The 24,820-nt window shown below is 45.0% G+C and carries 23 protein-coding genes and 1 riboswitch; of the genes, 11 read left to right on the forward strand and 12 right to left on the reverse strand.

The annotated features are described in order from the left end of the window. Positions 1-46: 46 nt before the first annotated feature. Positions 47-1,402 (forward strand): magnesium transporter, encoded by a 1,356-nt coding sequence (gene mgtE / locus AC3CID_RS13880; protein ID WP_004735298.1) that lies wholly within the window; start codon positions 47-49, stop codon positions 1,400-1,402. Positions 1,403-1,564: 162 nt separating this feature from the next. Here mgtE and pmbA read toward each other — a convergent pair whose 3' ends face one another. Next, positions 1,565-2,908, reverse strand: coding sequence for a metalloprotease PmbA (pmbA, locus tag AC3CID_RS13885; RefSeq protein ID WP_488526678.1), 1,344 nt, complete (start codon positions 2,906-2,908; stop codon positions 1,565-1,567). 118 nt (positions 2,909-3,026) lie between these two features. Between pmbA and yjgA the strand changes: the two genes are divergently transcribed. Next, entirely contained in the window at positions 3,027-3,551 is a 525-nt protein-coding gene (yjgA, locus tag AC3CID_RS13890) for a ribosome biogenesis factor YjgA (RefSeq protein WP_017083748.1), read from the forward strand. Between the two features lie 106 nt (positions 3,552-3,657). Here yjgA and thiQ read toward each other — a convergent pair whose 3' ends face one another. The 5 genes from thiQ to mpl all read right to left on the reverse strand — a co-directional run bounded on the left by thiQ (position 3,658) and on the right by mpl (position 9,328). Then, positions 3,658-4,362: a thiamine ABC transporter ATP-binding protein gene (gene thiQ / locus AC3CID_RS13895; RefSeq protein WP_020477151.1), complete on the reverse strand. Its 705-nt coding sequence runs from the start codon at positions 4,360-4,362 to the stop codon at positions 3,658-3,660. After that, positions 4,362-5,975 (reverse strand): thiamine/thiamine pyrophosphate ABC transporter permease ThiP, encoded by a 1,614-nt coding sequence (gene thiP, locus AC3CID_RS13900; protein WP_065207454.1) that lies wholly within the window; start codon positions 5,973-5,975, stop codon positions 4,362-4,364. Before thiP ends, thiQ begins: the two co-directional genes overlap by 1 nt. Positions 5,976-6,099: 124 nt before the next feature. Beyond that, complete coding sequence (thiB, locus tag AC3CID_RS13905) at positions 6,100-7,092, reverse strand: thiamine ABC transporter substrate binding subunit (RefSeq protein ID WP_146456662.1); 993 nt, start codon at positions 7,090-7,092, stop codon at positions 6,100-6,102. Between the two features lie 53 nt (positions 7,093-7,145). Next, positions 7,146-7,265, reverse strand: a riboswitch (TPP riboswitch). Between the two features lie 43 nt (positions 7,266-7,308). Then, complete coding sequence (locus AC3CID_RS13910; protein WP_016787846.1) at positions 7,309-7,932, reverse strand: flavin prenyltransferase UbiX; 624 nt, start codon at positions 7,930-7,932, stop codon at positions 7,309-7,311. A gap of 37 nt (positions 7,933-7,969) precedes the next feature. Continuing rightward, positions 7,970-9,328, reverse strand: a complete 1,359-nt coding sequence (gene mpl, locus AC3CID_RS13915; RefSeq protein ID WP_488526679.1) for a UDP-N-acetylmuramate:L-alanyl-gamma-D-glutamyl-meso-diaminopimelate ligase — start codon at positions 9,326-9,328, stop codon at positions 7,970-7,972. Positions 9,329-9,598: 270 nt separating this feature from the next. On the opposite strand from mpl, the gene fbp reads away from it, so the two are divergent. Next, on the forward strand, positions 9,599-10,609 hold the full coding sequence (gene fbp, locus AC3CID_RS13920) for a class 1 fructose-bisphosphatase (protein ID WP_065207457.1): 1,011 nt from the start codon (positions 9,599-9,601) through the stop codon (positions 10,607-10,609). A 91-nt stretch (positions 10,610-10,700) separates the two neighbouring features. Here fbp and AC3CID_RS13925 read toward each other — a convergent pair whose 3' ends face one another. The 4 genes from AC3CID_RS13925 to tamA form a co-directional block, all read right to left on the reverse strand. Next, positions 10,701-11,057 (reverse strand): DUF2799 domain-containing protein, encoded by a 357-nt coding sequence (locus AC3CID_RS13925; protein ID WP_146456668.1) that lies wholly within the window; start codon positions 11,055-11,057, stop codon positions 10,701-10,703. Positions 11,058-11,140: 83 nt separating this feature from the next. Beyond that, positions 11,141-11,497: a gamma-glutamylcyclotransferase family protein gene (locus AC3CID_RS13930; protein WP_146456670.1), complete on the reverse strand. Its 357-nt coding sequence runs from the start codon at positions 11,495-11,497 to the stop codon at positions 11,141-11,143. Between the two features lie 49 nt (positions 11,498-11,546). Beyond that, the gene (gene tamB, locus AC3CID_RS13935) at positions 11,547-15,305 is read right to left on the reverse strand and encodes an autotransporter assembly complex protein TamB (protein WP_488526680.1); all 3,759 of its coding nucleotides are present in this window, start codon (positions 15,303-15,305) and stop codon (positions 11,547-11,549) included. After that, positions 15,302-17,014: an autotransporter assembly complex protein TamA gene (gene tamA, locus AC3CID_RS13940; RefSeq protein WP_146456674.1), complete on the reverse strand. Its 1,713-nt coding sequence runs from the start codon at positions 17,012-17,014 to the stop codon at positions 15,302-15,304. The genes tamB and tamA overlap by 4 nt, the downstream gene beginning before the upstream one ends. Before the next feature lie 195 nt (positions 17,015-17,209). Here tamA and msrA point away from each other — a divergent pair, with 195 nt between their 5' ends. Continuing rightward, positions 17,210-17,839: a peptide-methionine (S)-S-oxide reductase MsrA gene (gene msrA / locus AC3CID_RS13945; protein WP_488526681.1), complete on the forward strand. Its 630-nt coding sequence runs from the start codon at positions 17,210-17,212 to the stop codon at positions 17,837-17,839. 110 nt (positions 17,840-17,949) lie between these two features. Here msrA and AC3CID_RS13950 read toward each other — a convergent pair whose 3' ends face one another. Beyond that, complete coding sequence (locus AC3CID_RS13950; protein WP_004735283.1) at positions 17,950-18,150, reverse strand: DUF1107 family protein; 201 nt, start codon at positions 18,148-18,150, stop codon at positions 17,950-17,952. A gap of 252 nt (positions 18,151-18,402) precedes the next feature. Here AC3CID_RS13950 and AC3CID_RS13955 point away from each other — a divergent pair, with 252 nt between their 5' ends. The 7 genes from AC3CID_RS13955 (at position 18,403) to AC3CID_RS13985 (ending at position 24,016) form a co-directional block, all read left to right on the forward strand. Beyond that, positions 18,403-18,954 (forward strand): YtfJ family protein, encoded by a 552-nt coding sequence (locus AC3CID_RS13955; RefSeq protein ID WP_017078800.1) that lies wholly within the window; start codon positions 18,403-18,405, stop codon positions 18,952-18,954. A gap of 90 nt (positions 18,955-19,044) precedes the next feature. Beyond that, positions 19,045-19,335: a DUF2607 family protein gene (locus AC3CID_RS13960; RefSeq protein WP_488526682.1), complete on the forward strand. Its 291-nt coding sequence runs from the start codon at positions 19,045-19,047 to the stop codon at positions 19,333-19,335. 41 nt (positions 19,336-19,376) lie between these two features. Continuing rightward, complete coding sequence (gene zrgA, locus AC3CID_RS13965) at positions 19,377-20,114, forward strand: zinc uptake protein ZrgA (protein ID WP_488526683.1); 738 nt, start codon at positions 19,377-19,379, stop codon at positions 20,112-20,114. A gap of 139 nt (positions 20,115-20,253) precedes the next feature. Then, on the forward strand, positions 20,254-20,970 hold the full coding sequence (locus AC3CID_RS13970; RefSeq protein ID WP_019824198.1) for an ABC transporter ATP-binding protein: 717 nt from the start codon (positions 20,254-20,256) through the stop codon (positions 20,968-20,970). Continuing rightward, entirely contained in the window at positions 20,967-22,226 is a 1,260-nt protein-coding gene (locus AC3CID_RS13975) for an ABC transporter permease (protein ID WP_054548270.1), read from the forward strand. The genes AC3CID_RS13970 and AC3CID_RS13975 overlap by 4 nt, the downstream gene beginning before the upstream one ends. A 14-nt stretch (positions 22,227-22,240) precedes the next feature. Then, the gene (locus AC3CID_RS13980) at positions 22,241-22,756 is read left to right on the forward strand and encodes a DUF3299 domain-containing protein (protein WP_004735277.1); all 516 of its coding nucleotides are present in this window, start codon (positions 22,241-22,243) and stop codon (positions 22,754-22,756) included. A 351-nt stretch (positions 22,757-23,107) separates the two neighbouring features. Continuing rightward, positions 23,108-24,016, forward strand: coding sequence for a TIGR03899 family protein (locus AC3CID_RS13985; RefSeq protein WP_488526684.1), 909 nt, complete (start codon positions 23,108-23,110; stop codon positions 24,014-24,016). Positions 24,017-24,181: 165 nt separating this feature from the next. Here the strand turns inward: AC3CID_RS13985 and cysC are convergent, their stop codons facing one another. Next, entirely contained in the window at positions 24,182-24,802 is a 621-nt protein-coding gene (gene cysC, locus AC3CID_RS13990) for an adenylyl-sulfate kinase (RefSeq protein ID WP_019825496.1), read from the reverse strand. Between the last annotated feature and the right edge of the window lie 18 nt (positions 24,803-24,820).

The following is a 24,820-nucleotide window of genomic DNA, read 5'->3' on the forward strand; positions in this document are numbered from 1 at the left end:
AGTTACTATTCCAAGCATTGTTAGAATAATGAGATAGGAGGAAAATATGGCAGAGCAATTAGAATTCGACCAAGCTCACCAAACCCTCCAAGAAGTCAGCGAAGCCCTAGAAAACGGCCGATTTGTTCACGTACGCCGACAACTTCAGGATATGGAACCTGAGGATATTGCACACCTTTTAGAAGCCTCCCCTCGCAAAAGTCGTGACGTACTCTGGCAACTCACCGATCCAGAAGACTACGGTGAAATTCTTGATGAGCTAAACGAAGATGTCAAAGATGCTCTTGTGTCAAAAATGGCACCAGAAACCTTGGCAGAAGCAACCGAAGGTATGGAAACCGATGACGTCGCGTACGTACTTCGAAGCCTGCCGGACGATGTTTCTCGAGAAGTCCTTTCCCAAATGGACTCTGTCGATCGTGCATTAGTAGAAACTGCCCTTTCGTACCCTGAAGATTCAGCGGGTGCGTTAATGAACACCGACGTAATCACGATCCGCGGTGATGTCGATGTTGAGGTCGTACTGCGTTATTTACGTATGCGTGGTGAATTACCTGACGCTACCGATGCATTATATGTTATCGATGACGACGAACGCCTCATTGGTAACCTATCGCTCAGCACACTGATTACAACCCAGCCTGATGTGTCTGTTTCAGAAGTGATGGAAGATGCCGACGAAGCGATCGCCGTTGAAACCAGTGCCTCTGATATCGCCAGCCTGTTCGAACGTCGTAACTGGGTGTCAGCTCCTGTTGTCGATGTAAATCAACACCTTGTAGGTCGTATCACGATCGATGATGTGGTTGATGTCATTCGTGAAGATGCTGAACACTCAATGATGAGTATGGCGGGTATGGATGATGACGAAGATACCTTCGCACCGGTCGTAAAATCCGCTCGTCGTCGTAGTGTATGGTTAGGTGCAAACGTTTTAGCAGCACTCGCGGCAGCGTCTGTGTCTAATATGTTTGAGGCCACACTGAATGAGATGGCCGCGATTGCCGTTTTGATGACTATCGTACCGTCCATGGGTGGTGTTGCAGGTAACCAAACCGTCGCTCTAGTGATTCGTGGTTTAGCGCTTGGTCACATTGGTGACAGTAACAAACGCGAACTACTACTCAAAGAAGCCTCTATCGGCTTCCTTAACGGCATTCTATGGGCCGTTATCATTGGCGGTATAGTGGTTGCTTGGAAAGGCAATTGGATCTTGGGAGGCATCATCTCAGCAGCGATGATGACAAACTTGATTGTCGCGGGTATTGCCGGTGTAACCATTCCTGTAATGCTGAAGAAGATGAATATCGACCCTGCCCTTGCTGGCGGTATGGCTCTGACCACAGTAACCGATGTGATTGGCCTATCGGTATTCTTAGGCCTAGCCACCATTCTTATCTAACTCATGCTTATCTAACTCATACATATCTAGTGTAATAAACAGATAGCCTATTCTAAGACGAGATGCTGAATACAAAAAGGGAGCCAGAGGCCCCCTTTTTAATATGTCAGATTTACGCTTCAGGTTTGAGCTTCAGATTTAAACTAAAGCAAATTAAGCAAATTACTCACCCGCGACTTTCATCGATTCAAGCAGGATAGAACCGGTTTGAATTTGTGAACGAGTTTCAACGTCGTTACCTACCGCTACAATCTGAGTGAACATATCTTTTAGATTGCCCGCGATCGTCACTTCCGATACTGGGTATTGGATCTCTCCGTTCTCAACCCAGAAACCTGCAGCACCACGAGAATAATCACCTGTCACGGTATTAACACCTTGACCCATCACTTCAGTCACAAGGAAGCCTGTGCCTAACTCTTTTAGCATTTGCTCAAAGTTTTGACCGGTCGATTTAACGAACCAGTTATGAATACCACCCGCATGACCTGTTGGCGTCATATCCATTTTACGTGCGGCGTAGCTCGTTAGCAGGTAAGTTGCTAACACACCGTCGGTGATGATTTCACGATCTTGAGTGAACACACCTTCGCTATCGAATGGGCTTGAAGCCAAACCACGTAAGATATGTGGACGCTCAGAGATATTGAACCAATCTGGCAAGATTTTCTGACCTAGATGGTCCAGTAAGAACGAAGACTTACGGTAAAGATTACCACCGCTAATTGCCATCACAAGGTGGCCAATTAGACCTGTAGCGACATCGTTCGCGAACATAATTGGATATTGGCCTGTTGGTAGCTTTTTAGCATCCAAACGGCTGATGGTTTTTTCTGCCGCTTCTTGACCAACACGCTCAGGCGCCCATAGCTCATCACGATGACGTGCAACGGTATAGCTGTAGTCACGTTCCATTTCACCATTAGTGCCTTGTCCAATCACACAGCAGCTCGTGCTATGGCGGCTTGAGGCGTAGCTTGCTAGTAAGCCATGGCTGTTACCATAAACCTTAACACCATAGTGACTGTCGTAGCTTGCACCATCACTTTGTTTGATCTTGTCGCTATAAGCTAGCGCTTGCTTCTCAGCAGCAATCGCAATCTCAGCGGCATAGTCGGGGTTTGGTTCATCAGGGTGGAAAAGATCCAAATCTGGAATTTCTTTTACCATGTATTCTTTTGCTGCAGGACCTGCAAATGGGTCTTCAGAAGTGTACTGAGCGATATCAAGCGCAGCCGCGACTGTTTGAGCAATTGCCTTTTCACTCAGATCAGATGTAGATGCGCTGCCTTTTTTCTGGCCGCGGTAAACAGTAATACCTAGAGCACCATCACTATTAAATTCAACGTTTTCCACTTCACACATACGTGTTGAAACACTTAAACCCGTTGACTTAGTAATAGCGACCTCAGCTGCGTCTGCACTCACTGATGCCATATCCAACGCTTTAGCTACTGCGGCTTCTAGCTCAACTCTTTGCTGGGCGACTTGCTGTTTTACATCCATATCTATTCTAATTTTTTAGGTCAATATTAGGTAGGATAACAAGAATTTCGCTTTCTCCCCAAGATTCTTGCTAAAATAGGCAATATATTCGTTTGAGATAGTGACATAGGCAGAAAAGATGGCTCGCAAAAACCAAAAAGCCCCATGGGAACCAGAAGAAGAAATCATCTGGGTAAGTAAGACAGAAATGAAAACGGACATGGATGCCCTGCAAAAGCTGGGAGAAGAGCTTGTTGAACTAAAGCCTTCTATTCTTGATAAGTTCCCTTTGTCTGAAGACCTGGCACAAGCGATTAAAGATGCACAACGCTTTAAAAATGAAGCAAAGCGCCGTCAGCTTCAATACATTGGTAAAGTAATGCGCAATGTAGATCCAGAGCCAATTCAAGCGGCTTTAGATAAAATTCGCAACAAACACTCTCAAGCAACAGTTGAACTACACAAACTAGAACAACTGCGTGACCGCGTTGTTGCAGAAGGCGATGCTGCCATTTCTGACGTTATGGAAATGTACCCTGAAGCAGACCGTCAACGTCTTCGTCAGCTAGCTCGCCAAGCTAACAAAGAGAAATCAGCAAACAAGCCAGCGAAGTCTTCTCGCGAGATCTTCCAAATCTTAAAAGAGCTAAAGCAAGGCGACTAATCTTAGTCTCCCTTTGCTCAGAAAGATAATAAAAGACCTAGCACATGCTAGGTCTTTTTTTTTCGACTTACTCAATGTCAAAGCCCACAAGACCAATACTCAGTCGTCACTCACCCGCTTTAACAAACGAACTTAATTCTTGCTGAGGGTGAGTAGCTGTCAGTACCTCTATCGAGTCTTCAACCAACACCTTACCTAGCGCCACAAAAATAAACTTATTCGCGATACTGCGTGCATCACCTAAATGGTGCGTCACCATCAATACCGTAATATTTCGTTCTGCCGCTAATCGCTTCACTAAGCTAAGCATCTCCTCGCGCAGCAAAGGATCAAGCGCAGAGAAAGGTTCATCAAGCAACCAGATATCATGAGGCTGAACAAAACAGCGGGCTAACGCGACACGCTGGCGCTGGCCACCCGATAAATGCTCAGGCAATCTATCTAAATACTCTGCAACACCTACTTGTGCGGCTGCTTGCTCAACTTTGAGCTTTTGGGTTGCTGTAAGCTTTAATCCTGGATGCAGCCCTAAACCAATATTTTCACGTACGGTGAGATGGGCAAAAAGATTGTGTTCTTGGAACAACATCGCCAATGGACGTTGGTGCGCTTCTTTACCAATAAGCGATTGTCCTGCCACTGATATCTCACCCGATGTAGGCTCTATGAATCCCGCAACTAGCGCCAACAACGTTGATTTACCAGCGCCACTCGGCCCCATCAACGCGACAATGTCGCCCTGCTCAGCTTGGAAATCAAAGCGAAACAACTCTCGGTGATAGTGGTAGTCCACCTCTTTCATCACTAACATCATCGGTTCCTTAACTCTTTAGCATTAGGGTTTGAGCTTCGAGTAAATAAAAATTCTATTAAGCTAAAACTGCCTACACTTAGCAGCAGCAAACTCACCGAAACCACCGCCGCAGCTTCCATTTGATAGCTGCCTAACAATTGGAATAGATACAAAGGCAGCGTTCTAAAATCTTGGCTACCAAACAAGGCAATGGCACTCAAGTCCCCCATCGCCAGCATAAAGCTAATAGAAAAGGCTTGCGCCATTGGTTTACGTAGTGCGCGCCACTCCACCAGCCTAAAACGTGTGAAACCTGTCATTCCCAAGCTTGCACACACGTATTGATACTGTTGAGATAAATGCAACATAGGTTGGGCTAAGGTTTTGATCACATAAGGCAGTGCCATTAAGCTATTTACTGCAATCACAATAAAGAAAGCTAAGCTAAATACATCGGTAAATGAACGCAGTAATAAGAAGAGTCCCGTACTGATCACTAACCCTGGTGTCACTAAGATAATGGTACCAATCAGCTCGATTTTATCGGCTCTAAAGTTCTTGTTCTGCAAACGCCATGCACGACTGGTCAGCAGTATCGCAATACCAATACCGACGGCAATAACACTTGCTAAGGACGCAACTTTAACTGAGGTCATTAGCGCAGCCCAAAACGGTTCGCTGCTGAGCACAGTCAGTGCTTGTGAGTTAATACCACTGACGATAACCATGGCTAATGGCGGCAATACCAGCATTGAGACTACTATGATCCAAAAGCTATCCCAAGCTTTTGACCACCAGCAGTCCTTAACCAAATATTTCTCTTCCGACAACTGACTGGCCGTCACTGAAATAGGTTTCGACAGGCGCTGAATACTCACCGCGAGCACTCCACACAGCAGCATTTGCCATATCGCGAGTAACGCACCAGCCTGTAGGTCAAAATCGAACTTAATCGCTTGATAGATTGCCAACTCGATAGTGGTCGATTTCGGACCTCCACCTAGCGCCATCACGGTAGCAAAGCTAGTAAAGCACAACATGAAGACTAAGCCACATACATGAGGCAGTTGTTGTCTCAATCGCGGCCATTCGACCCATTTGAATTTATTCCAATGACTCATACCCAAATGAGCACACAGCTTATGTTGCTCGGCAGGCACGGTATCTAAAGCTTGTAAAAGTAAACGACTGGCATAGGGAAGATTAAAGAAGACATGTGCGAGCAAAATGCCATTCAACCCATAAATCGAGAATGGTAATTCAATATCGAAGTTCGCCAGAAATTTAGCTAACCAACCACTGTTGCCATAAATTGCAAGCAAGCCAAACACACCGACTAACACAGGCAAAACCAAGGTCGATGCGAACAGCCTTAACAACAGAGCTCGCCCAAAAAATTGCCTGCGACACAAAGCATGAGCAATAGGTATAGCAAAGCCAACACTCAGCACAGTTGAGAGTGTCGCTTGATAAAAACTGAATTTCGTTACGTGCCAATAGTAAGGATCGGACCATACTTGGCTGATATCAAGAGAAGGGGCATTGCTAAGCAATGCCCCAACTGCTGAAACCACAAAGGCGGTAATGAGTATCGCAACCCAGATCCCGACCTTAGGTGTTTTCTTTATCATAAATTGATTTTTTACCGTAAGCGGTTCACTCAGTTAATATCGAACGAACCTTTAAATACAGAAAGTTAGAAAGCTGAGCTTTAGGAAACTCATCTTTAGAAAGTTAAGCTAGAAAGCTAATCCTTTAAAAAGTAAGTGCACTCTGCCATTCACGAATCCATGGCTTACGCTTAGCAGCGATTTCTTCAGGCGTAAAACTCAGAGCTTTCTGCGGTACTGTTAACTGCTCGAACCCTTTGGGTAGCTCGATACCCGTCACTGGGTACATCCAGTTGCCAGTTGGCATCGCCGATTGGAATTCATCACTTAAGATAAACGCCATAAACTCATCGGCCAGTTTTTCATTTTTGCTGCCTTTAACTTTCGCAGCCACTTCCACTTGAGTGTAATGACCTTCTTCAAAGCTTGCAGCTGCATACTTAGAATCACTTTCTGCAATGATGTGGTAAGCAGGAGATGTTGTGTAAGACAAGACTAAGTCCGACTCCCCCTTTAAGAACATAGAGTAAGCTTCAGACCAACCTTTAGTAACCGTAACCGTCTTCTGAGCAAGTTTCTTCCAAGCTGCTGTCGCTTCATCACCGTATACTGACTTCATCCATAGCATCATGCCTTGACCCGGCGTAGATGTACGTGGGTCTTGGTAAATAACCTTGAGGTCGTCACGCTGCTCAACCAGTTCTTTCAAGCTCTTAGGTGGGTTTGCTAGTTTCTCTTTGTTATAGATAAACGCAAAGTAACCAAAATCATAAGGAACAAAGGTGCTGTCGTCCCAGCCGTTAGGAAGTGTCACTGAAGACGTATCAACATTGTGCTCAGCCAATAAGCCCGTCGCTTTCGCTTCAGCCATCAGATTGTTATCTAGGCCTAACACGATATCAGCTTTGCTGTTACCACCTTCAAGACGTAAGCGGTTCAGAATAGATACGCCATCTTCTAGCGCGACAAAGTTCACATCGCAGCCACACTTTTCTTCAAATGCTTTTTCAACGGCAGGACGAGGGCCCCAATCCGCAGCAAAAGAGTCATAGGTATAAACCGTTAGGGTATTGTCTGCAGCAAAGGCAGAAAAAGAGATGGCTGTAGTAACAGCAAGAGTTGTTAATGTAAATTTCACTGGACGCTCTCCATGGTCTGAGCGGCACAGGTTTGAGGGAGGAGAACGGTAGAAGTTGTTCCTAACTCAATTCCTACGCCAGCATTATCTGGTTCAGGTTTACGGGTCCCAAGCACTTGCTTGATCTCAGCTCGCATTCATTATTTGAATGGTTCGCTCCCCGATGAGTGTTCAGAATTGTAATTCGAATTTTAACAATAAGCTATCAAGTTTGGATCAATTACGTTGATCGTAACCCCAACGTGGCACTAAACCTTGCTCGATGCCAAGATGGTCCAAAATGCGCGCCACCATAAAATCGACCAGATCTTCAATCGACTTAGGTTGATGATAAAAACCCGGAGCGGCAGGCATGATCGTCACGCCCATAGTCGATAGCTTATGCATGTTCTCTAAGTGCAGCGTCGAGAATGGCGTCTCACGAACCACCAACAACAGTTGGCCTCGTTCTTTCATGACCACATCTGCAGCACGCTCAATCAGATTATCCGATAAGCCATGAGCAATTGAAGCCAAGCTTCCCGCTGAACATGGACAAACGACCATCTGCTTCGGCGCTGCAGAGCCAGAGGCAACCGGTGAGAACCAATCATCTTTGCCACACACCACCAGCTTTTCGGGGTCACACCCAAGGTGTTTAACCAAAGCTTGTTTCGCTGCATCGGGTCCTGCAGGTAACTTAAGTTCATGCTCGGTCGCCAACACCACTCGCGCAGCCGACGATATCAGTAAATAGACCTGATAATCCGCCGCCAAAAGGCATTCAAGTAAACGCAGGCCATAAGGCGCACCTGATGCGCCAGTGAAAGCGAGGGTTATAGCTTTATCGTGTTTTGTCATGTTCTCAATTACTTCAAAATATAAGATCGTGGATCAGTTAGCCTTTGAGTGCCAACGCATCCAACAGTTTCTGGTGAATACCACCAAAGCCACCATTGCTCATTACCAAGATTTGGTCGCCCGCTTGTGCCTCTGAGACAATTCTAGCAACGAATGTATCCATGTCATCACTTACATGTGCGGGTTGATGGCACGCATCGGCAACATCTTGTACAGACCAATCAATGTTATCTGGTTGGAATAAGTAGGTAGAATCCGCCTGTTTAAGAGAATCAGCCAAGGTTTCTTTATGCACACCACGCTTCATGGTGGCAGAACGAGGCTCTAAAACGGCAATGATTTTTTTCGTATCGACCTTATTACGTAAGCCACCCAGAGTAAGTTCAATCGCTGTAGGATGATGAGCAAAATCGTCATAAACAGAAACACCTACTACCTCACCTTTGAACTCTAAGCGACGCTTGGTATTAATGAACGCCGCCAGTGATTCACATCCTAAGTCGGGTGTCACACCAACATGTCTTGCCGCCGCAATCGCCATCAAGGCATTACTTACGTTATGATCGCCAACCAAATCCCAGCCTACGGTTCCAACACATTCGTCTTGGAAATAGACCTCAAATTTGGAGCCATCTTTAACCAGTTTCTTGGCATCCCAATCGCCAAGTTCGCCGCTCGATTCAGTCTCACTCCAACACCCACGAGAAAGAACATCTTCAATAGCCGTATCTTGCTTCGGTGAAAAAATACGACCATTACTTGGCACAGTGCGAACCAAATGATGAAACTGTCGCTTGATCGCTTCAAGATCATCAAAGATATCCGCATGATCGAACTCAAGATTATTCATGACCAAGGTTCTTGGGTGGTAATGAACGAACTTAGATCGTTTATCGAAAAAAGCACTATCGTATTCGTCGGCTTCAACCACGAAGAACATGCTTTCACCAAGGCGAGCAGATATACCAAAGTTACCCAACACACCACCAACTAAGAAGCCCGGTGCATAGCCACAGTCTTCCAAGATCCAAGCCAACATGCTTGATGTAGTAGTCTTGCCATGCGTTCCCGAGACCGCAAGAACCCAACGGTCATGCAGTAGAAATTCTTGCAACCATTGCGGGCCTGATGTGTATCTAAGGTTATTATCCAATACATACTCTACACACGGGTTACCACGGCTCATGGCATTACCGATAACCACGAGATCAGGCCTTGGCTCTAATTGACTAGGGTCGAACCCTTCAATAATTTCAATCCCTTGCGATTCCAACAAAGTGCTCATTGGAGGGTAAACATTCGCGTCACTACCCGTAACCTTGTGACCTAATTGACGAGCCAATACCGCGGCACCACCCATGAAGGTGCCACAAATTCCTAAGATGTGAATATGCATATATTGCTTCCAAACGCTTGGCTAAATGAGCCATGTCTAAATCAAACTACTTGCACTCATTATCATTAAATGGCGATTAAAAGCGAGCAGCAATGCAAAACAAATTTAGTCGACATAGTAAGTGAGATCTGTGTCGCTTAGTTCATTACCATTAAAAAGATCTAACCTTTAGAATTTAGGTAAGCGTCTAGATGAATAAAGCCCACTCAAGAGGCCTAATCTACAGTGCTCAAATCCCCCCTAATATTGAGAGAAGTTTAAGGAAATAACATGTCTGAGATGCGCACCCTTGGTGAGTTCATTGTTGCAAAACAAAATGATTTCCCCCATGCAAGTGGTGATCTATCATCCCTTTTGTCATCAATTCGTCTTGCTGCAAAAATTGTTAACCGTGAAATCAACAAAGCAGGTCTTGTCGACATTACTGGCGCTGTTGGTACAGACAACGTTCAAGGTGAAGAGCAACAAAAGCTAGACCTTTACGCGAACGACAAATTTAAAGCGGCTCTAGAAGCTCGTGACCAAGTTTGTGGCGTTGCAAGTGAAGAAGAAGACGAAGCTGTTGCCTTCAATAAAGAGCTCAACAAAAACGCAAAATACGTTGTTCTGATGGATCCACTTGATGGTTCTTCAAACATCGATGTGAATGTATCGGTTGGTACGATTTTCTCTATCTACCGCCGAGTGTCACCGATTGGTACCCCACCAACACAAGAAGATTTCCTACAACCTGGACACAAACAAGTCGCAGCTGGTTACGTAATTTACGGTTCTTCAACCATGCTTGTTTACACAACAGGTGCTGGCGTAAATGGTTTCACCTACGACCCATCACTGGGTACCTTCTGTCTATCTCATGAAAACATGATGATCCCTGATGAAGGTAAGATCTACTCGATCAACGAAGGTAACTACTTCCGCTTCCCTACCGGTGTTAAAAAGTACATCAAGTACTGCCAAGAAGATGAGCCGAGTGATAACCGCCCTTACACCTCTCGTTACATCGGTTCTCTAGTATCAGATTTCCACCGTAACCTGCTGAAAGGCGGCATCTACTTATACCCAAGCACACAAAGCCACCCTCAAGGTAAACTGCGTTTACTTTACGAGTGCAACCCAATTGCTTTCCTTATGGAACAAGCGGGTGGTATCGCTTCAGACGGTGCTCAACGTATCATGGACATCAAACCAACTGAGTTACACCAACGTGTACCTTTCTTTGTTGGCTCAACAGACATGGTTCGCAAAGTAGAAGAGTTTCTTGAGCTTAACCGAGACTAATTCTCTCGCTTATTTCTCAAAATAACGTCACTAAAAAAGCCAGCATTTATATGCTGGCTTTTTAGTGCTCACTAAGTGATTGTTTACCGGTTTATCGAACCTGATACTTCGATTCAGCCCCCCGTTCAAAGTTGAAACGGAACCATTTATCAACGTCATCGCAAATCCCAAGGTAAGTCTCACCTCGACGCCCTAACGCTCTTGGGTTTTGAGAACAATACTGAGTTTTTCCGACTTCATAACCTTGCCCATAAGCGGCATACAAATCGGCATCAATTGATGGTGAAGACGCAGCTTCAGCCAAGCTTGCTTCAGTCTGCTTCGTTTTGCCTTTCATCGCCATTTCTTCGCCAAAGCTCTGCCAATCAGTAGCATTCGATGATGTTGGTGGTGGAATTTGCGCACAACCGAATAACATTACTGATAGCACCAATAATAGATATTTCATGATTTCCTCCTGATGGAAAAAAGACTAGCCTGTACATTGAGACTGTTAGCTATTACGTCAGAATGCTTTCATTAGTTCACTCACTAGAGCGGGTTATTCCGCTTACACCAGTCACCCGAAAGTATTTCTTTATTAGCTGTTAGATCAAGCTGATACAAATATACCCATGCTAATCCAAATATAGTCTCTATTTGCTCGCGACGATACTCAACAGGAACATCTTCTAGCCGATCGAGCGACTCCAAAATTTCGTCGTTAATGATATAGACCTCGCCAGCGACACTTTTCTTTCCGAAAATCATCGCCGGATACGCAACTAAATCAAAAAGTGCGTATTCCTCAGGTGTGTCAAACCTTCCTAAACACTCACACGGTTTTAAATAGTGGTGGTTCGATTGGTCTTTTCTCAATGTTCCATAAACAAAAACGAGGTGCTGCATGCTCACTCCCTAGCATTCGTCATCCGCTAATCAATCACCGCTTAAAGTGTTACTCGAATTCAAACTGATAGAGAAGATCCACAGCACTGTCTAGACCCGATACAGCCTCAACGTAGAGATCCTGCATCAATCGATAACGAACGGTAAACTCGCCTAACGAGTTAAAGATACCCACACCATACTTCACCTGTAAACCAGGCAGAATGTAGCCACTTACCGTTACTTGTGAGTCATCCCCAGAGCCTGCTGTATCCAGTTGTAAATCTTGTACACCAAAGGCTTCACCGATTTCGCCAACAACCTTACCACTCTTCGCCAAACTCAAACCGATCAAGGTTGTTGTCATCGAACCGCTCGACTCGCCATCAATATCTTGGCCACGCAAAATATAAGACAGCGCATTGGCTTGCGGCATCGCTGGATCAGAGTAAATCTCGATGGTCGGCTCAGTCGCTGGGCCCGTCACTCGAATGCCGGCGGTCACATCGTCCTGAGTATTGTCAGGATTACGAATCGCGTTGATGGCTACATATGGCTGATCCGGTGGACCATTCATTAGAATTTTACCCTCTTCGATCAAGAGGTCTTGCCCGAATGATTGGTAAGTACCATCGACGATATTCACTTCACCAGTGATGAATGGGCCTTGGTCTTTTTGAGCTACATTGAGCTTACCAACCAAGTCGCCTTCAAGACCGAAGGCAGACAATTTAAAGTCATCACCAATGGAGATATTAATATTGGTCATCACATTGAATGGGATCGTATCTTCACTTTCAGGCTCAAGATCTTTGTTCAATATAACCTGATCGGAAGACACACCAACCGCTGACGGTGGTAAGTCTTCTACCACAATTCGTCCCCATGGTAGTGCTATGTCACCCGTAATTTTTGCCAGCTCGGGCGTGACATCAATAGTCATATCAGGTACGACCTTAACCTTGACCATCGGCGGGATATCAACCATCAACTCATCGGCAAAAACTCTAACGTTAGAGTGCCATGCTTTAAGATCTTGCCAATCCCCGGTTCCCTCAATATCAAGATGACCGTCAGGCGTTTCTACATTCGCATCCAGTTTTGCACTATAACCATCAAAATCGAGGTCGATGCGGCCATCTTTCACATCAACAGGCGTAACGTCGCCTTTGACTTGAATACCATCAACCGAGAACTGACCAAAAACTTGAGGGTGCATCAAAGATCCTTTAACTTGAAGATCACTCTCAAGGTCGGCTTTCAATAGGCTGTACTCACCTAGGATTGGTTGCAAGAAATCGAGGTGGAACGTAGTCAGCTTAATTGCGGCATCGACCATTTTGTCTTCGGCAAGAATATCCGGTAACGACACCGTACCAGACAGGTCACCATTATCAGACACATCCAACTTAAAATCGGCATCCAGTTTGTTATCTTTCAGCTGGGCATTCAATGCAATACTTTCCCAACCCAGTGTGATTGGCTCGCCAACTTGTTGAACAACCTGACCTTTCGGCATATCAACGCTTACCGTAACCTCCGGCTCACCTTGTTCAGACCACTTAGCATGGGCAGTCGCATTGACTAAGCCCTGTAATTGCGTCTCTTTTGGCACAAAGGCTTTAATCTGCTCGAAATCAAATTGATTGATGGCCACCTTGGCCTCACCCGATTTTCCGACACGAACGTCTTCGTCCAAACACACACTCGAACCAGATTGTTTCCAACAGTGCGCTTGAACATCGGCAAACTGTTTATCGACATCCGCCTTTATCGCGACAGGTTGATCTAATACCCAAGGGCCTTGCTGAGTAGTTATTTTGACGCGGTCTAACGACCCATCCCAAATAATAGAAGGCTTTTGAATCAACTCACCAGAGATGGCCAAACTTGTCGACACGATGTCGGATATCACATCAAGTGTCACTGTGTGTTTCTTCTCGCCACCACTGACCGTGAGATCAATGCTTTCCACGCTTTGATCTTGATAGGTTAAGTTCTTAGCTTTGAGTACAAGATCGGCTTGAGCCTCAGGTAATGGAAGAGGGATCACAGAGCCATTAAGCGACAAGGATTCTAGTGTTGCTTCGTTATTCCAATCGACCTTATCAACATTTAAAGCGAGATCAACTTCAGGCTCTTTCGTTGGGCCGCTAAGTTGGATGCTACCGATCACTCTACCTTTCAGCTCAGGACTACTTTTTGCAAGCTCAGGGAAGAAGATCTCAACGCCCATGTCCCATTGCTTATCAAGTTGCCCCTGTGCCTTAATCGAGTTAACACCATGAGCCAAGCTCAAACCGCTGGTTTTCAGCTTTGGTTCACCGCTCGCGCTGCGATCCGACGCTGACAACTGACCTTCGATATCCAGAGGGTACTCTCGCAAGATCCCTTCAATATCCAGTTTAGGCAATTCAATCGCCCAACCGCCCGCTTCCGTCAACTCACCCGAGGTGACGATGCTTCCGCTAATGTTACCCTCGGCTTCTGGCCATTGCAGGCCCGGCTGAATGTCTTTAAGTGTTACATCAGCTTGCCAGTTAACGAGACTCTTCCAGTTAGCTTTGACCACACCATTCAACTCACCACCTAATGTATTCAGCTTTAGACGCTCGAACTCAATCTGTTCCGTCGTGCCTTTACCCTGCAGATCGATGGCTAACTCAGGGATTTCCTTACCATCGGCCTCACCTTTAAGTAGAACATTGAAACCATCTAGTGAGCCATTAGCTTTGAATTGCTCAATTGTCGCTTGGTAATCGCTTTTTCCGGTAAGAGGCCACTGCGCTTGTCCGCCCTCTAAAAGAAGGTCAAATGGTAGAGTAGGCTCTAAGGGTTGAATATCCCCAGATAGCTTTACCTCAATCAGCTCAGAAAACTGAGAATCTAAGTGCAGCTTAGCCACGCTTCCTTGTGCTTTTAGTGATAATTTCTGACCAGCAAGGTCGGTTTCTTTCACTAACGCATCCAAAGAAAGTTCTAGAGGATATCCCCCCTTGAGCTCAACCTTCGTCGCTAAATTCGCACTTGCTTGGGGCATATCAAGCTCTAGAGTGGAAACATCTACCGTGTGCTTACCCGCCGTAGCTTCAAGGCCAAGGTGGTTGACAATAATTGGCGCTTCTTGTTCTAAGGTGAAACGGTTTAGGTCAAAACGCTCAAGTACAACCTGCAAAGGAATTAAGACTTCAGGTAACTCGATAGCCGTTTTAGTGGCAGCCTCTGGTTCTACAATTTCTGTTTGCGGTTCTTCTGTCGATTCAGCAAGCTTAATTTTTAGGTCATTGAACAAGGTTGGCGAAACCGTCAGCGTTTCACCCTGCATGCTCAGAGCGGTTGAGAACAAACCCCATTCAATTTCATGACCCAAGATATTCAGTTTGATATCAGATAAAGCGATTCGATTGATCACTATTGGTAGTGGTGTTTTCACCGATGTCACGGGCGGAGTAGGTTCTGCTTCTTCTTTAGAAGCTGGTGGTAATTCAGTAAATGCGAAATCCAACCCTTGAATCGCTAAGCGGTCAACACACAATTTAGGGTCGAGTAAACAACGAGGGTTAATAGCCAAGTTCAGCTTTTGAACCTTGGTGTCGATATGCAGGCTGTCATCTTTAAACTGAACATTATTAAGCGTAAAGCTTGGGAAAAGTGCCCCTTTAGTACTTTCCACTTTAAGTTGTGGTAATGCTTTTTCAGCGCCCCACAGCACAGTGTTCAACCCCGGGTTAGTGAACAAAACAAAACCGAGCAGGGCTATCAACAACAGCAAAATAGACGTCAATGAGATCGACGTCCACTTCAAGCACTTGCCCATCACTTTGATCATAATTCTGGCCCTAAACTAAAGTGTAACTGGAACTCATCACCTTTTGCTGCATCTAGGCCCCAAGCAAAATCTAGACTCACTGGACCAACGGGGGACGCCCAACGCACCCCAACACCGGTGCCGTGCTTCCACTCTGGTTTGTCATTAAATGCATCACCAATATCGTAGAATGCTGCGCCCCACCAGTTTCCAACCAAGCGGTATTGGTATTCAAACGAGCTGGTTGCCATGAATTTCGCACCCGTTAATGCACCACTTTTATCGCGAGGAGAGATCGACTCATAACCGTAACCACGAATGCTGTTATCACCACCGGCAAAGAATCTTAGGGAAGGAGACAGCTTCTCAAACTCGTCGGCAAAGTTACCGCCAAATTGAAGCCGAGTTAGGCCTCGGTGGTTATCGCCAATGCTTCGAATCCAAGCGGTTTGGCCTTGAAAACGAACAACCTTAGTTTCGGATAACAAGGTATCATCGGCCGCTTCAAACATAATGGTTTGTTTATCGCCCCACATCGGCATCGAACCACCTCGCGTTCGAGTTCGTGAGAAAGAGAAACCCGGCAAAACAAACTGTGCCAAGTCATCTTGTAAACCTTGTTCATAGTTTTCGACCAAGTATCGAATGAACACCGTGCGTTGCCAGCCGTTATCTAGGCGCCAGTACCTTTCTAAGGCGAGGTTTGACTCCAAACTTTTGGTATCTCGGTTATCCAAGTTCTTCATACCGTACTTAATTTGATAGTAGTCATTAAGCACGTCATCCAATGGGATTTTATAAGCCGCGGTAATCGTCTGCTCGGGCTTGGAGATCGACAAACTACTATTGAAGCTATGACCTTTCTCGTTAACCCAAGGTTTTTTCCATTTGAGAGTGCCTTTCACGCCCAAGTCTGTTGATACACCGATACCTGTTTCGATTTGGTTACGCGCTTGCGGAGCAAGGCTAACCTTCATCGGGATTTCTCGGCCTTCGCCTAACTGACTTAAATCTGGTTCAACAAATACCGAGGAGAACCAATCCGTATTGGACAGGTTTTGGTTGTACTCGCCGACTTTGGTAATTGAGTAAGGTTCACCATCTTCAAACGGCTTGAGAGATTGCACTTTGTCATCTTCAATTTGACTGCCCGTCACAGTGGTTGTGCCAAAGTGATAGCGGATGCCACTGTTATAATGAAGGCGGACATAAGCGCGGTTTAATTCAGGAGCGACTTCTAGCTTGCTAAGATCATACGCCCCATCGAAGTAGCCTTTCGCTAATCCAAGGTTGCGGATCGATGATTTCAAAGAATCATAATTGCCATGATTCAGAATCGAACCTTTAGACAGCTTACTCCTAGCTATTAAAGCCAAAAAGTCAGGATCATCTTTGGCTTCACCAGTCAGAACGATATCTGAGGTATAAATAACAACAGGCTCTCCCGGCTCAACCGTAACGGTCATTTCGGTATCATCTTGGGAGTGAGAAAATGTGATCTTAGGGTGGTAGTAACCTAACGCATTCAGGGCTTCTTTTATCATAGACTCCAAGCGAGATTGGAACCTTAATGAAACCGAGTACTCTTCTTCAGGAATCGCACTCAGATAAGCATCAACATTATCCTCAAGCGCTCCATTAAGCCCTTTAATTTCAAGGGAAACATCAGCGAAAGCGAGCGTCGATGACAATAGAGTGCCAATCAGAACTGGTAAAGTTTTTCTTATCATGCTTAATTGGTGAAGAAGTTATCAATACGTTAATAAATGAAAAGAAATAATACCGCTAAAAAGACATTGAGTCTGTAATAAATCTTGGAATAACACGGTCTAATTTAAAGACTTAATCAATATGAACCTACAGTTAATATAAACCTGGATCTAATGTTAACTTAAGCGGTAAACGTATGCGAAAAGGAATATAACATGCTAAACAAACAACAACTGGTTTCCGCAGCAACCGCATTACCGGGAAATGCAGACCCAATCCGAATCACTGAGCGCCATTTTGTCAATCAAACGGACTTGCTCGATGCTCCTATGGGTTCCCAACAAGAAGTCCTACTTGGTATGGGATGCTTTTGGGGAGCTGAGCGTTTGTTTTGGCAACTTGATGGTGTTATTTCCACATCCGTTGGCTACGCAGGTGGATACACAGTAAACCCAACCTATGAACAAGTATGCTCAGGACAAACAGGCCATACTGAAGTGGTTCGTGTTGTTTTTGATAGCGAGCAAACCTCATTAGCAACGTTGCTTGAAACCTTCTGGGAAAGTCACGATCCCACTCAAGGTATGCGCCAAGGTAATGATTTAGGCACTCAATATCGCTCCGCTATCTACACCTTCAGTGAGCAACAACAATTGGTTGCTGAACAATCTAAGCAGGAATACCAACGAGCGGTCACTGAATCATTAGGCAACGAGATCACGACGGAAGTTCTGCCTGCTGGAAAATATTTTTTCGCAGAAACCTACCACCAACAATACCTAGCCAAAAATCCTAACGGTTACTGTGGGTTGGGTGGTACGGGTGTCTGCTTCCCTCCGCAATAATGTGTGTTAGGCATACAAACGAGAACAACATCCATTAAAAAAGGGCTTCCGCTAGGAAGCCCTTTTTTAATGGAAATCTATTTGACGCAATGCAAATCTATAACAGTCAGTTACACCGGCAGCGCAGCAATGGTGCCGTTAACTTCTTTAAAAATAGTGAGCTTTTGTTTGTCTGAAACTTCAGGAAGAAGCACTTTGCCTTGGTCGAAGCGAAACTCTCCGATACCCTCAATAGCAAACTGGCCTTTGAATAGGACTTTAACGAAACGTGCCACTTGGTGTGGACGATAAGTAGAAAATTTTCTTAACATAATACAACCTCAATTCCATTTGAGTACTACAGTCACGTACCTAAACACCAACGTATTCAAAGCACATTCAATCGCTAATTCCTTTAGCAAACAGCAAGATAATCTATTGTTCATCTCGATATTGATGCATTATACCTTTTGGTAACAACCCTGCAACTTATTTCTACGTCGTACGATAAAAAAGTTAAAGAGGCATTTTTCAAATTTCATATTATACTTCCAGAGCAAACCAATAAGCGGAACAAAAATATAATGAAAAACAAAACTCTACTGGCTTTTTTAGCCGCAGCCTCTCCACTCTTCGCCAATGCTCACAACCTATCTGTAGGTACAACTCTACCTGCTGTCGATGTTAGCAACTATGGTGAAATCGTACTAAACGACGGAAATACCGGATATCAAGCTTGGGCAACCAATGATCTTCTAGGTAAAGTTCGCGTCGTTCAAGCTATTGCTGGCCGTAGCAGCTCGAAAGAGCTCAACGCACCACTGATGGCAGCCATTACAGCATCTAAATTCTCAGAAGACAGCTACCAAACCACGACCATCATCAACCAAGATGATGCGATTTGGGGTACTGGGTCTTTTGTTAAATCGTCAGCAGAAAGTAGCAAAGAAGAATTTCCATGGTCTTCTATGGTGCTAGATGAAGACGGCACGGTAGCGTCATCATGGGCTTTAAAAGAAGAAAGCTCTGCGATTATCGTTCAAGACAAGCAAGGTAAAATCTTGTTTGTTAAAGAAGGGGCATTAAACGAATCAGAAGTCACTCAAGTCATTGAGTTGATTAAAGCGAGCCTTTAATAAGATATTCGCGTCTTTTTCGAGACCTGACCAAAGGATATTGTTATATTATAACAGTATCCTTTTTTAATTCTGTGGTTAATCATACTCATGTGGCAAAACACACCTAACAATGTGAAACGCAAAACAGGCTTCTTGCTTGGGCTGATGCTCATGTTAAGCGTGTTAGCGGCAACACATATGGTGGATATTGACCCCGATCACCACACTTCGCATCACTGTGAGCTGTTTTCGATAAATCAGTTCATTACAGGGCACTCACTGCCACAAGTTCCAGAGTTCCATTCAGAATTTACTGTCGCTATCACAGAGTCAGTCATTTCGTTACAGCGCCTGTATTTTGCCTATTTAGCACGTTCACCTCCTGTAAAGATTGCTTAATTACCACTACTTTTTAACTAACCTTTATCCAGGAAAAAAACATGAAACCTACTATTTTAGCCGTTGTTATCGGCATGACTGTCTCAACGAATGTTCTAGCTAACGAAGAATTCCGCTCTCACGAAGCACACGTGCACGGTAAAGTTGAAGTGAACATCGCTCAAGATGGGCAAGAGCTGCTTGTTGAAGTAACAGCTCCCGGCGCTGATGTGGTTGGCTTTGAACATGCTCCAGAAACTGCCGAGCAAAAGAAAGTGTTTGAACAAGCTATCGCGCAACTGAACAAGCCAGAAGAACTATTTGGTTTCAACAATGCAAGCTGTACTTTGAAGTTCAAGTCAGTGACGAACACCCTAGAAGACGATCATGATGACCATGAAGGCCATGACCACGCTGAAGGCGAACATGACGACCACGAAGGCCATGACCACGCTGAGCACGATCATGACGACCACGAAGGCCATGACCACGCTGAAGGCGAACATGACGACCACGAAGGTCATGACCACGCTGAGCACGATCATGACGACCACAAAGACCATGACCACGCGGAACACGGTCATGATGACCACGAAGGCCATGACCATTCAGAAGGTGGCCACGGTGAATTCACGGTTGAGTATCACTACCAATGTTCAGACATTGCGAAGCTAGATACGGTGAGCACTCAATGGTTCTCTAAGTTCAGCAACACAAAATCAATGACGGTAAACCTGCTAACTGACAGCGCTCAAATTCAAGAAGTGCTTAACGCAGATCGTATTAGTTTTCGATTCTAATCAGTATTAGATTGAATTAAACGTAGATAAGCAGCCAAGTAAGTATTCACTTACTTGGCTGTACAAATCGGTGTGCTCTGGGAATTTATTATTCGAATAACTGTCCAGTAGATACACCGCTTTAATTATTGGAGCTAATATGTCTTCTGACAGTTCATCACTTGTCGTCAAACTCGAAAATATCAGCTTTCGTTGGAAGCCTGAATTGCCCCCAACGCTAGAGATCCCCTCACTGCATATCCAAGCCCAAGAGCACCTTTTCATCAAAGGGCCTAGTGGTTGCGGGAAATCAACATTGTTAGGGTTACTGACCGGAATCAACCAAGCTGAACAAGGCGAAGTATCTATCTTAGGCCAAGACCTCACTCAGCTAACACCTCGCCAGAGAGACAAATTCAGAGCCGATCATATTGGTTATATATTCCAACAATTTAACCTGCTTCCTTACTTGTCAGTCATCGACAACGTGACGCTTCCTTGTCAGTTTTCTAAGATTCGTAAGCAGCAAGTCACTGAAAGTCAGAACAGCCTGCAAGCAACCGCTCAAGAGTTGTTGCTCAGATTAAAGCTACCTCAAGCTCTAATGGACAAGCCCGTTACCGAGTTGAGTATTGGTCAACAACAACGTGTTGCTGCCGCTCGTGCTTTGATCGGCCAACCCAAAATCATTATTGCCGACGAACCGACATCGGCTCTGGATCATGACAACCGAGAAGCCTTTATCGAACTGTTGCTAGAACAAGCGAATCAGGCGGGTTCTACCCTGATCTTTGTTAGTCACGATCCAACATTAGAAAAACTGTTCACTCGAACCATAGATTTAAAAACCGTTAACCAAGCTAAGGTTGTCGTATGAAAGTAATTACTCACTTAGCCTTAAAAAGCGTACTCAACCGTAAAGCCACAGCCATTCTAACTATTCTCACTGTGGCGGTGTCAGTCATTCTATTACTCGGTGTGGAACGTGTAAGAACCGAAGCTAAGAGCAGCTTTGCGAATACGATTTCAGGTACTGACCTTATCGTCGGTGGCCGCTCTGGTCAGGTAAACCTGCTGCTTTATTCCGTATTTAGAATCGGTAATGCGACCAACAACATCGACTGGAAAAGCTATGAAGAATTTAGCCAGCACAACGCTGTAAAGTGGGCGATCCCAATCTCATTGGGTGACTCACATAAAGGCTTCCGCGTAATGGGCACGAACCATAGCTACTTCGAGAATTATCGCTATGGAAGTAAGCAACCACTTACTTTTCAGCAAGGCAAAGAGTTCAATCAGCTATTTGATGTCGTGATTGGTGCCGATGTCGCGAAGAAGTTAGATTACAAGATTGGTGATCACATCATTCTGGCGCACGGTATCAGTGATGTCGCCTTCAGTCGCCACGACAACCTGCCCTTCACCATTGTCGGAATACTCGCGCCAACCGGCACACCAGTAGATAAAACGGTGCATGTTTCGTTAGAGGCCATTGAAGCGATTCACGTTGGTTGGGAATCGGGGGCTAACCTCGGGCACACACCGAATGCTGAAGCGCTAAAGCAACGTGACTTCCAACCGAAGCAGATTACCGCGATGATGGTTGGCCTTAAGTCGAAGATCCAAACCTTTGCACTGCAACGAGAGATCAATAACTACCGCCAAGAACCTTTGAGCGCCATTATGCCAGGCATTGCGCTTCACGAATTATGGGGAATGATGGCAGTAGCAGAACAAGCACTACTGATTGTTTCAGGGTTTGTTGTAATCGCGGGACTGTTAGGGATGCTGAGTAGTCTACTCACTAGCTTGCAAGAAAGACGTCGAGAGATGGCTATTCTGCGCGCGATGGGAGCAAGGCCTCGTCATGTGTTTGGTTTACTGATCAGTGAAGCAAGTGCCCTAACCTTCCTCGGTATCACATTGGGTGTTGCCGTGTTGTTTGCCCTGATCGCAGTAGTTGCTCCTATTGTGCAACAAAGTTATGGTATCAACATATCGATATCCGCAATCACACCTCATGAGTGGAAACTGCTTATTTTGGTGCAAGTTGCCGGAATCATTATCGGCTTTATTCCCGCTTTCAGGGCTTACCGTCAGTCATTGTCTGATGGCATGACTATTCGAATCTAAAATAGGAACCTACGATGCAACGCAAATTCCTACTGATACTTGGGTTACTTATGTTCCCATTTATCAGCACAGCTCACGCTGAAACCACTCAGACTGACGAATCGGTATTAACACTCGATTGGATTGACTTGATTCCAGAATCAGAGCGAGCACAACTCGACTCATTTGGCATGCCGATGGTTAACCACGACAGTATGGACAAACCTCAACAATCGACACTTGGCGCTGTTCGCCCAGAGCTGAATGGCAGCACAGTCAAGATTCCTGGCTTTGTGATTCCATTGGAAGGCGATGAGAACATGATCACTGAGTTTCTGCTGGTACCGTACTTTGGCGCATGTATTCACGTGCCACCGCCACCACCAAACCAAATCATCTACGTGAAGTTCCCTAAAGGTGCACCAATCCAGCAGTTATGGGATGTGATCTATTTAGTGGGTACGCTGAAAACTGAGTCAATAAGCCATGACTTGGCGCAAACCGGTTATCTTATTGAAGGTACTGCGATTGAAGAATATGACGACATGTAGTCATTAGAAGGGTGGCTCAAGGATGAGCTGCCGTCACTGAACGAGTGAGATCATTCAATAACAGTTTAATAACGATTATTTTATTCTAAATTATGCGATGTAATTAGATAAGTACGCTAGAACAGCGACATAAGTAGCGAGTAATAACCCTATACTAAGCTGTTTCTTCAGCTTGTTATCATTGACTTGATTCATAACTCCTCCTTGAGAATTACAACAAATTTAACATTTTATTATCATTAGCAAAAGTAAAATTTTGTTGAAACCTTCAACTCTGCACGCAAAATCTAGCCACCAATAAGATAAAGAGTTACATTTTAGACAGTTAAGTCGTCTCCTAACGGTACTCTTATGTCAGAAACTAAACAGCCAGTGATCATTGAGCATGCTAGCGATACACAGCAAAAGCATGAGAAAAAGCCTCATATTACCGACAGTGCAAGCAGAATGCTGCACATCGCACAAAGCTTCGGCCTCGATTCCTTAATTAGTCATAGTACAAGGCCAAACGATAAAGCTGAGAGTACGCTTATCGAACGGGCACTATTACGAGAGAAAAAACGTAGAGAGCTTCGCCAAAAGAACCTAGAACAAATTCTAAAGTTGGCACACTCTTCATGTAAGGATGAAGCGGCTGGAGACCCTGATCAGGACTGGCTATACCGCTTCTTCGATATGGCACAAGAGATCCACAATACATCGATGCAGAGGCTATGGGCTCAAGTACTGAAACGAGAAGTCACCAACCCAGGCTCGACGTCAATGAAGGCGCTTCAGATCTTAAAAGACATGACACCAAAAGAAGCGCTCACCCTGCAAAGAGCCGCGTCACTGGGTTGTAGCTTTGGTAGTGATAACAGCAGGAAACTATTACTCGGCTTTAAATCCCATGCTGGAATCTTCAGCTTTGGCAAAAGGGACACCACCAACACCATCAACCTTGGTGGACACAACCTGCCCTACTCTAGTTTGCTCCACTTGATTGAACTCGGGATTATTCTAGGAACAGAATTAGAATCTGGAGAGATTGATTTCGACCCAGCTCTACACCTAACTTATCAAGGTAAGGGCATGTCACTGGCACCGTTATCAAAAGGCGTGAAGCTGGTTTACTTTCGATTCAGCCCAACAGGCAATGAGCTTTGTACCTTGCTTGGCAACAAGCCAAACACGCAATATTACGACCAACTGATTGCGCTATTGAGCCAGAAATTCACGGTTCAGACAGAAGTTAAAAGCAGCGTAAATTACACCGTCTAGACACTCGACGGTGCAAAAAATAGACGGTGTAAAAGTGAAGTGTATTGAGAGGAATAAAGAGAATCTAGAGGATAGGTTTCTTGTCTCGGTAAACCAAGGCTGCACGACTTATCAGTCATAAATCAATAGATAAGTAAGTGCTCAGCCTTAATCATACCAACGATCTCAATTGGCTAAAATATTACGCTTCTCTAACGCATCAATACACAGCTCGACCAATTCATCGAGTGTCTTCTCACCTGCGGGTAAATTAATCTCAGGGTTCTGAGGCGCTTCGTAAGCTGAACTAATACCAGTGAAGTTCGGGATCTCTCCAGCACGTGCTTTCTTATACAGGCCTTTAGGATCACGCTGCTCACAAACCTCAAGTGGCGTGTTCACAAACACCTCTAAAAACTCGCCTTCAGGTAGCAAGTCTCGCACTAACTGTCTTTCAGCTTGATGTGGGGAAATAAAAGCAGACAACACAATTAAGCCCGCATCTGCCATCAGCTTAGCTAGTTCACCAATACGACGGATATTCTCTCGGCGATCCTGCTCAGAGAAGCCCAAGTCGCTACATAATCCGTGACGCACATTATCGCCATCCAATAAATAAGTATGGTAACCAAGCTGTGCCAAGCGGTTTTCTAATGCTCCAGCGACTGTCGACTTCCCAGAACCAGATAAACCCGTGAACCAGAGCACGGCTGGTTTTTGTGATTTCAGATCAGAGCGAAATGTTTTATCAATCGAGTGTTGATGCCACACAACATTCTCATCTTTTGGTTTGAGTACTGCGGTCATAATTAGTCCTTTAAATAA

Source organism: Vibrio sp. QJM3NY_21 (assembly GCF_057785975.1).

Excerpts from the sequence above, each read along its gene's own strand:
- mgtE (WP_004735298.1), top strand. The coding sequence starts at position 47 with ATGGCAGAGCAATTAGAATTCGACCAAGCTCACCAAACCCTCCAAGAA.
- pmbA (WP_488526678.1), bottom strand. The coding sequence starts at position 2,908 with ATGGATGTAAAACAGCAAGTCGCCCAGCAAAGAGTTGAGCTAGAAGCC.
- yjgA (WP_017083748.1), top strand. The coding sequence starts at position 3,027 with ATGGCTCGCAAAAACCAAAAAGCCCCATGGGAACCAGAAGAAGAAATC.
- thiQ (WP_020477151.1), bottom strand. The coding sequence starts at position 4,362 with ATGTTAGTGATGAAAGAGGTGGACTACCACTATCACCGAGAGTTGTTT.
- thiP (WP_065207454.1), bottom strand. The coding sequence starts at position 5,975 with ATGATAAAGAAAACACCTAAGGTCGGGATCTGGGTTGCGATACTCATT.
- AC3CID_RS13910 (WP_016787846.1), bottom strand. The coding sequence starts at position 7,932 with ATGACAAAACACGATAAAGCTATAACCCTCGCTTTCACTGGCGCATCA.
- mpl (WP_488526679.1), bottom strand. The coding sequence starts at position 9,328 with ATGCATATTCACATCTTAGGAATTTGTGGCACCTTCATGGGTGGTGCC.
- fbp (WP_065207457.1), top strand. The coding sequence starts at position 9,599 with ATGTCTGAGATGCGCACCCTTGGTGAGTTCATTGTTGCAAAACAAAAT.
- AC3CID_RS13925 (WP_146456668.1), bottom strand. The coding sequence starts at position 11,057 with ATGAAATATCTATTATTGGTGCTATCAGTAATGTTATTCGGTTGTGCG.
- AC3CID_RS13930 (WP_146456670.1), bottom strand. The coding sequence starts at position 11,497 with ATGCAGCACCTCGTTTTTGTTTATGGAACATTGAGAAAAGACCAATCG.
- tamB (WP_488526680.1), bottom strand. The coding sequence starts at position 15,305 with ATGATCAAAGTGATGGGCAAGTGCTTGAAGTGGACGTCGATCTCATTG.
- tamA (WP_146456674.1), bottom strand. The coding sequence starts at position 17,014 with ATGATAAGAAAAACTTTACCAGTTCTGATTGGCACTCTATTGTCATCG.
- msrA (WP_488526681.1), top strand. The coding sequence starts at position 17,210 with ATGCTAAACAAACAACAACTGGTTTCCGCAGCAACCGCATTACCGGGA.
- AC3CID_RS13950 (WP_004735283.1), bottom strand. The coding sequence starts at position 18,150 with ATGTTAAGAAAATTTTCTACTTATCGTCCACACCAAGTGGCACGTTTC.
- AC3CID_RS13955 (WP_017078800.1), top strand. The coding sequence starts at position 18,403 with ATGAAAAACAAAACTCTACTGGCTTTTTTAGCCGCAGCCTCTCCACTC.
- AC3CID_RS13960 (WP_488526682.1), top strand. The coding sequence starts at position 19,045 with ATGTGGCAAAACACACCTAACAATGTGAAACGCAAAACAGGCTTCTTG.
- zrgA (WP_488526683.1), top strand. The coding sequence starts at position 19,377 with ATGAAACCTACTATTTTAGCCGTTGTTATCGGCATGACTGTCTCAACG.
- AC3CID_RS13970 (WP_019824198.1), top strand. The coding sequence starts at position 20,254 with ATGTCTTCTGACAGTTCATCACTTGTCGTCAAACTCGAAAATATCAGC.
- AC3CID_RS13975 (WP_054548270.1), top strand. The coding sequence starts at position 20,967 with ATGAAAGTAATTACTCACTTAGCCTTAAAAAGCGTACTCAACCGTAAA.
- AC3CID_RS13980 (WP_004735277.1), top strand. The coding sequence starts at position 22,241 with ATGCAACGCAAATTCCTACTGATACTTGGGTTACTTATGTTCCCATTT.
- AC3CID_RS13985 (WP_488526684.1), top strand. The coding sequence starts at position 23,108 with ATGTCAGAAACTAAACAGCCAGTGATCATTGAGCATGCTAGCGATACA.
- cysC (WP_019825496.1), bottom strand. The coding sequence starts at position 24,802 with ATGACCGCAGTACTCAAACCAAAAGATGAGAATGTTGTGTGGCATCAA.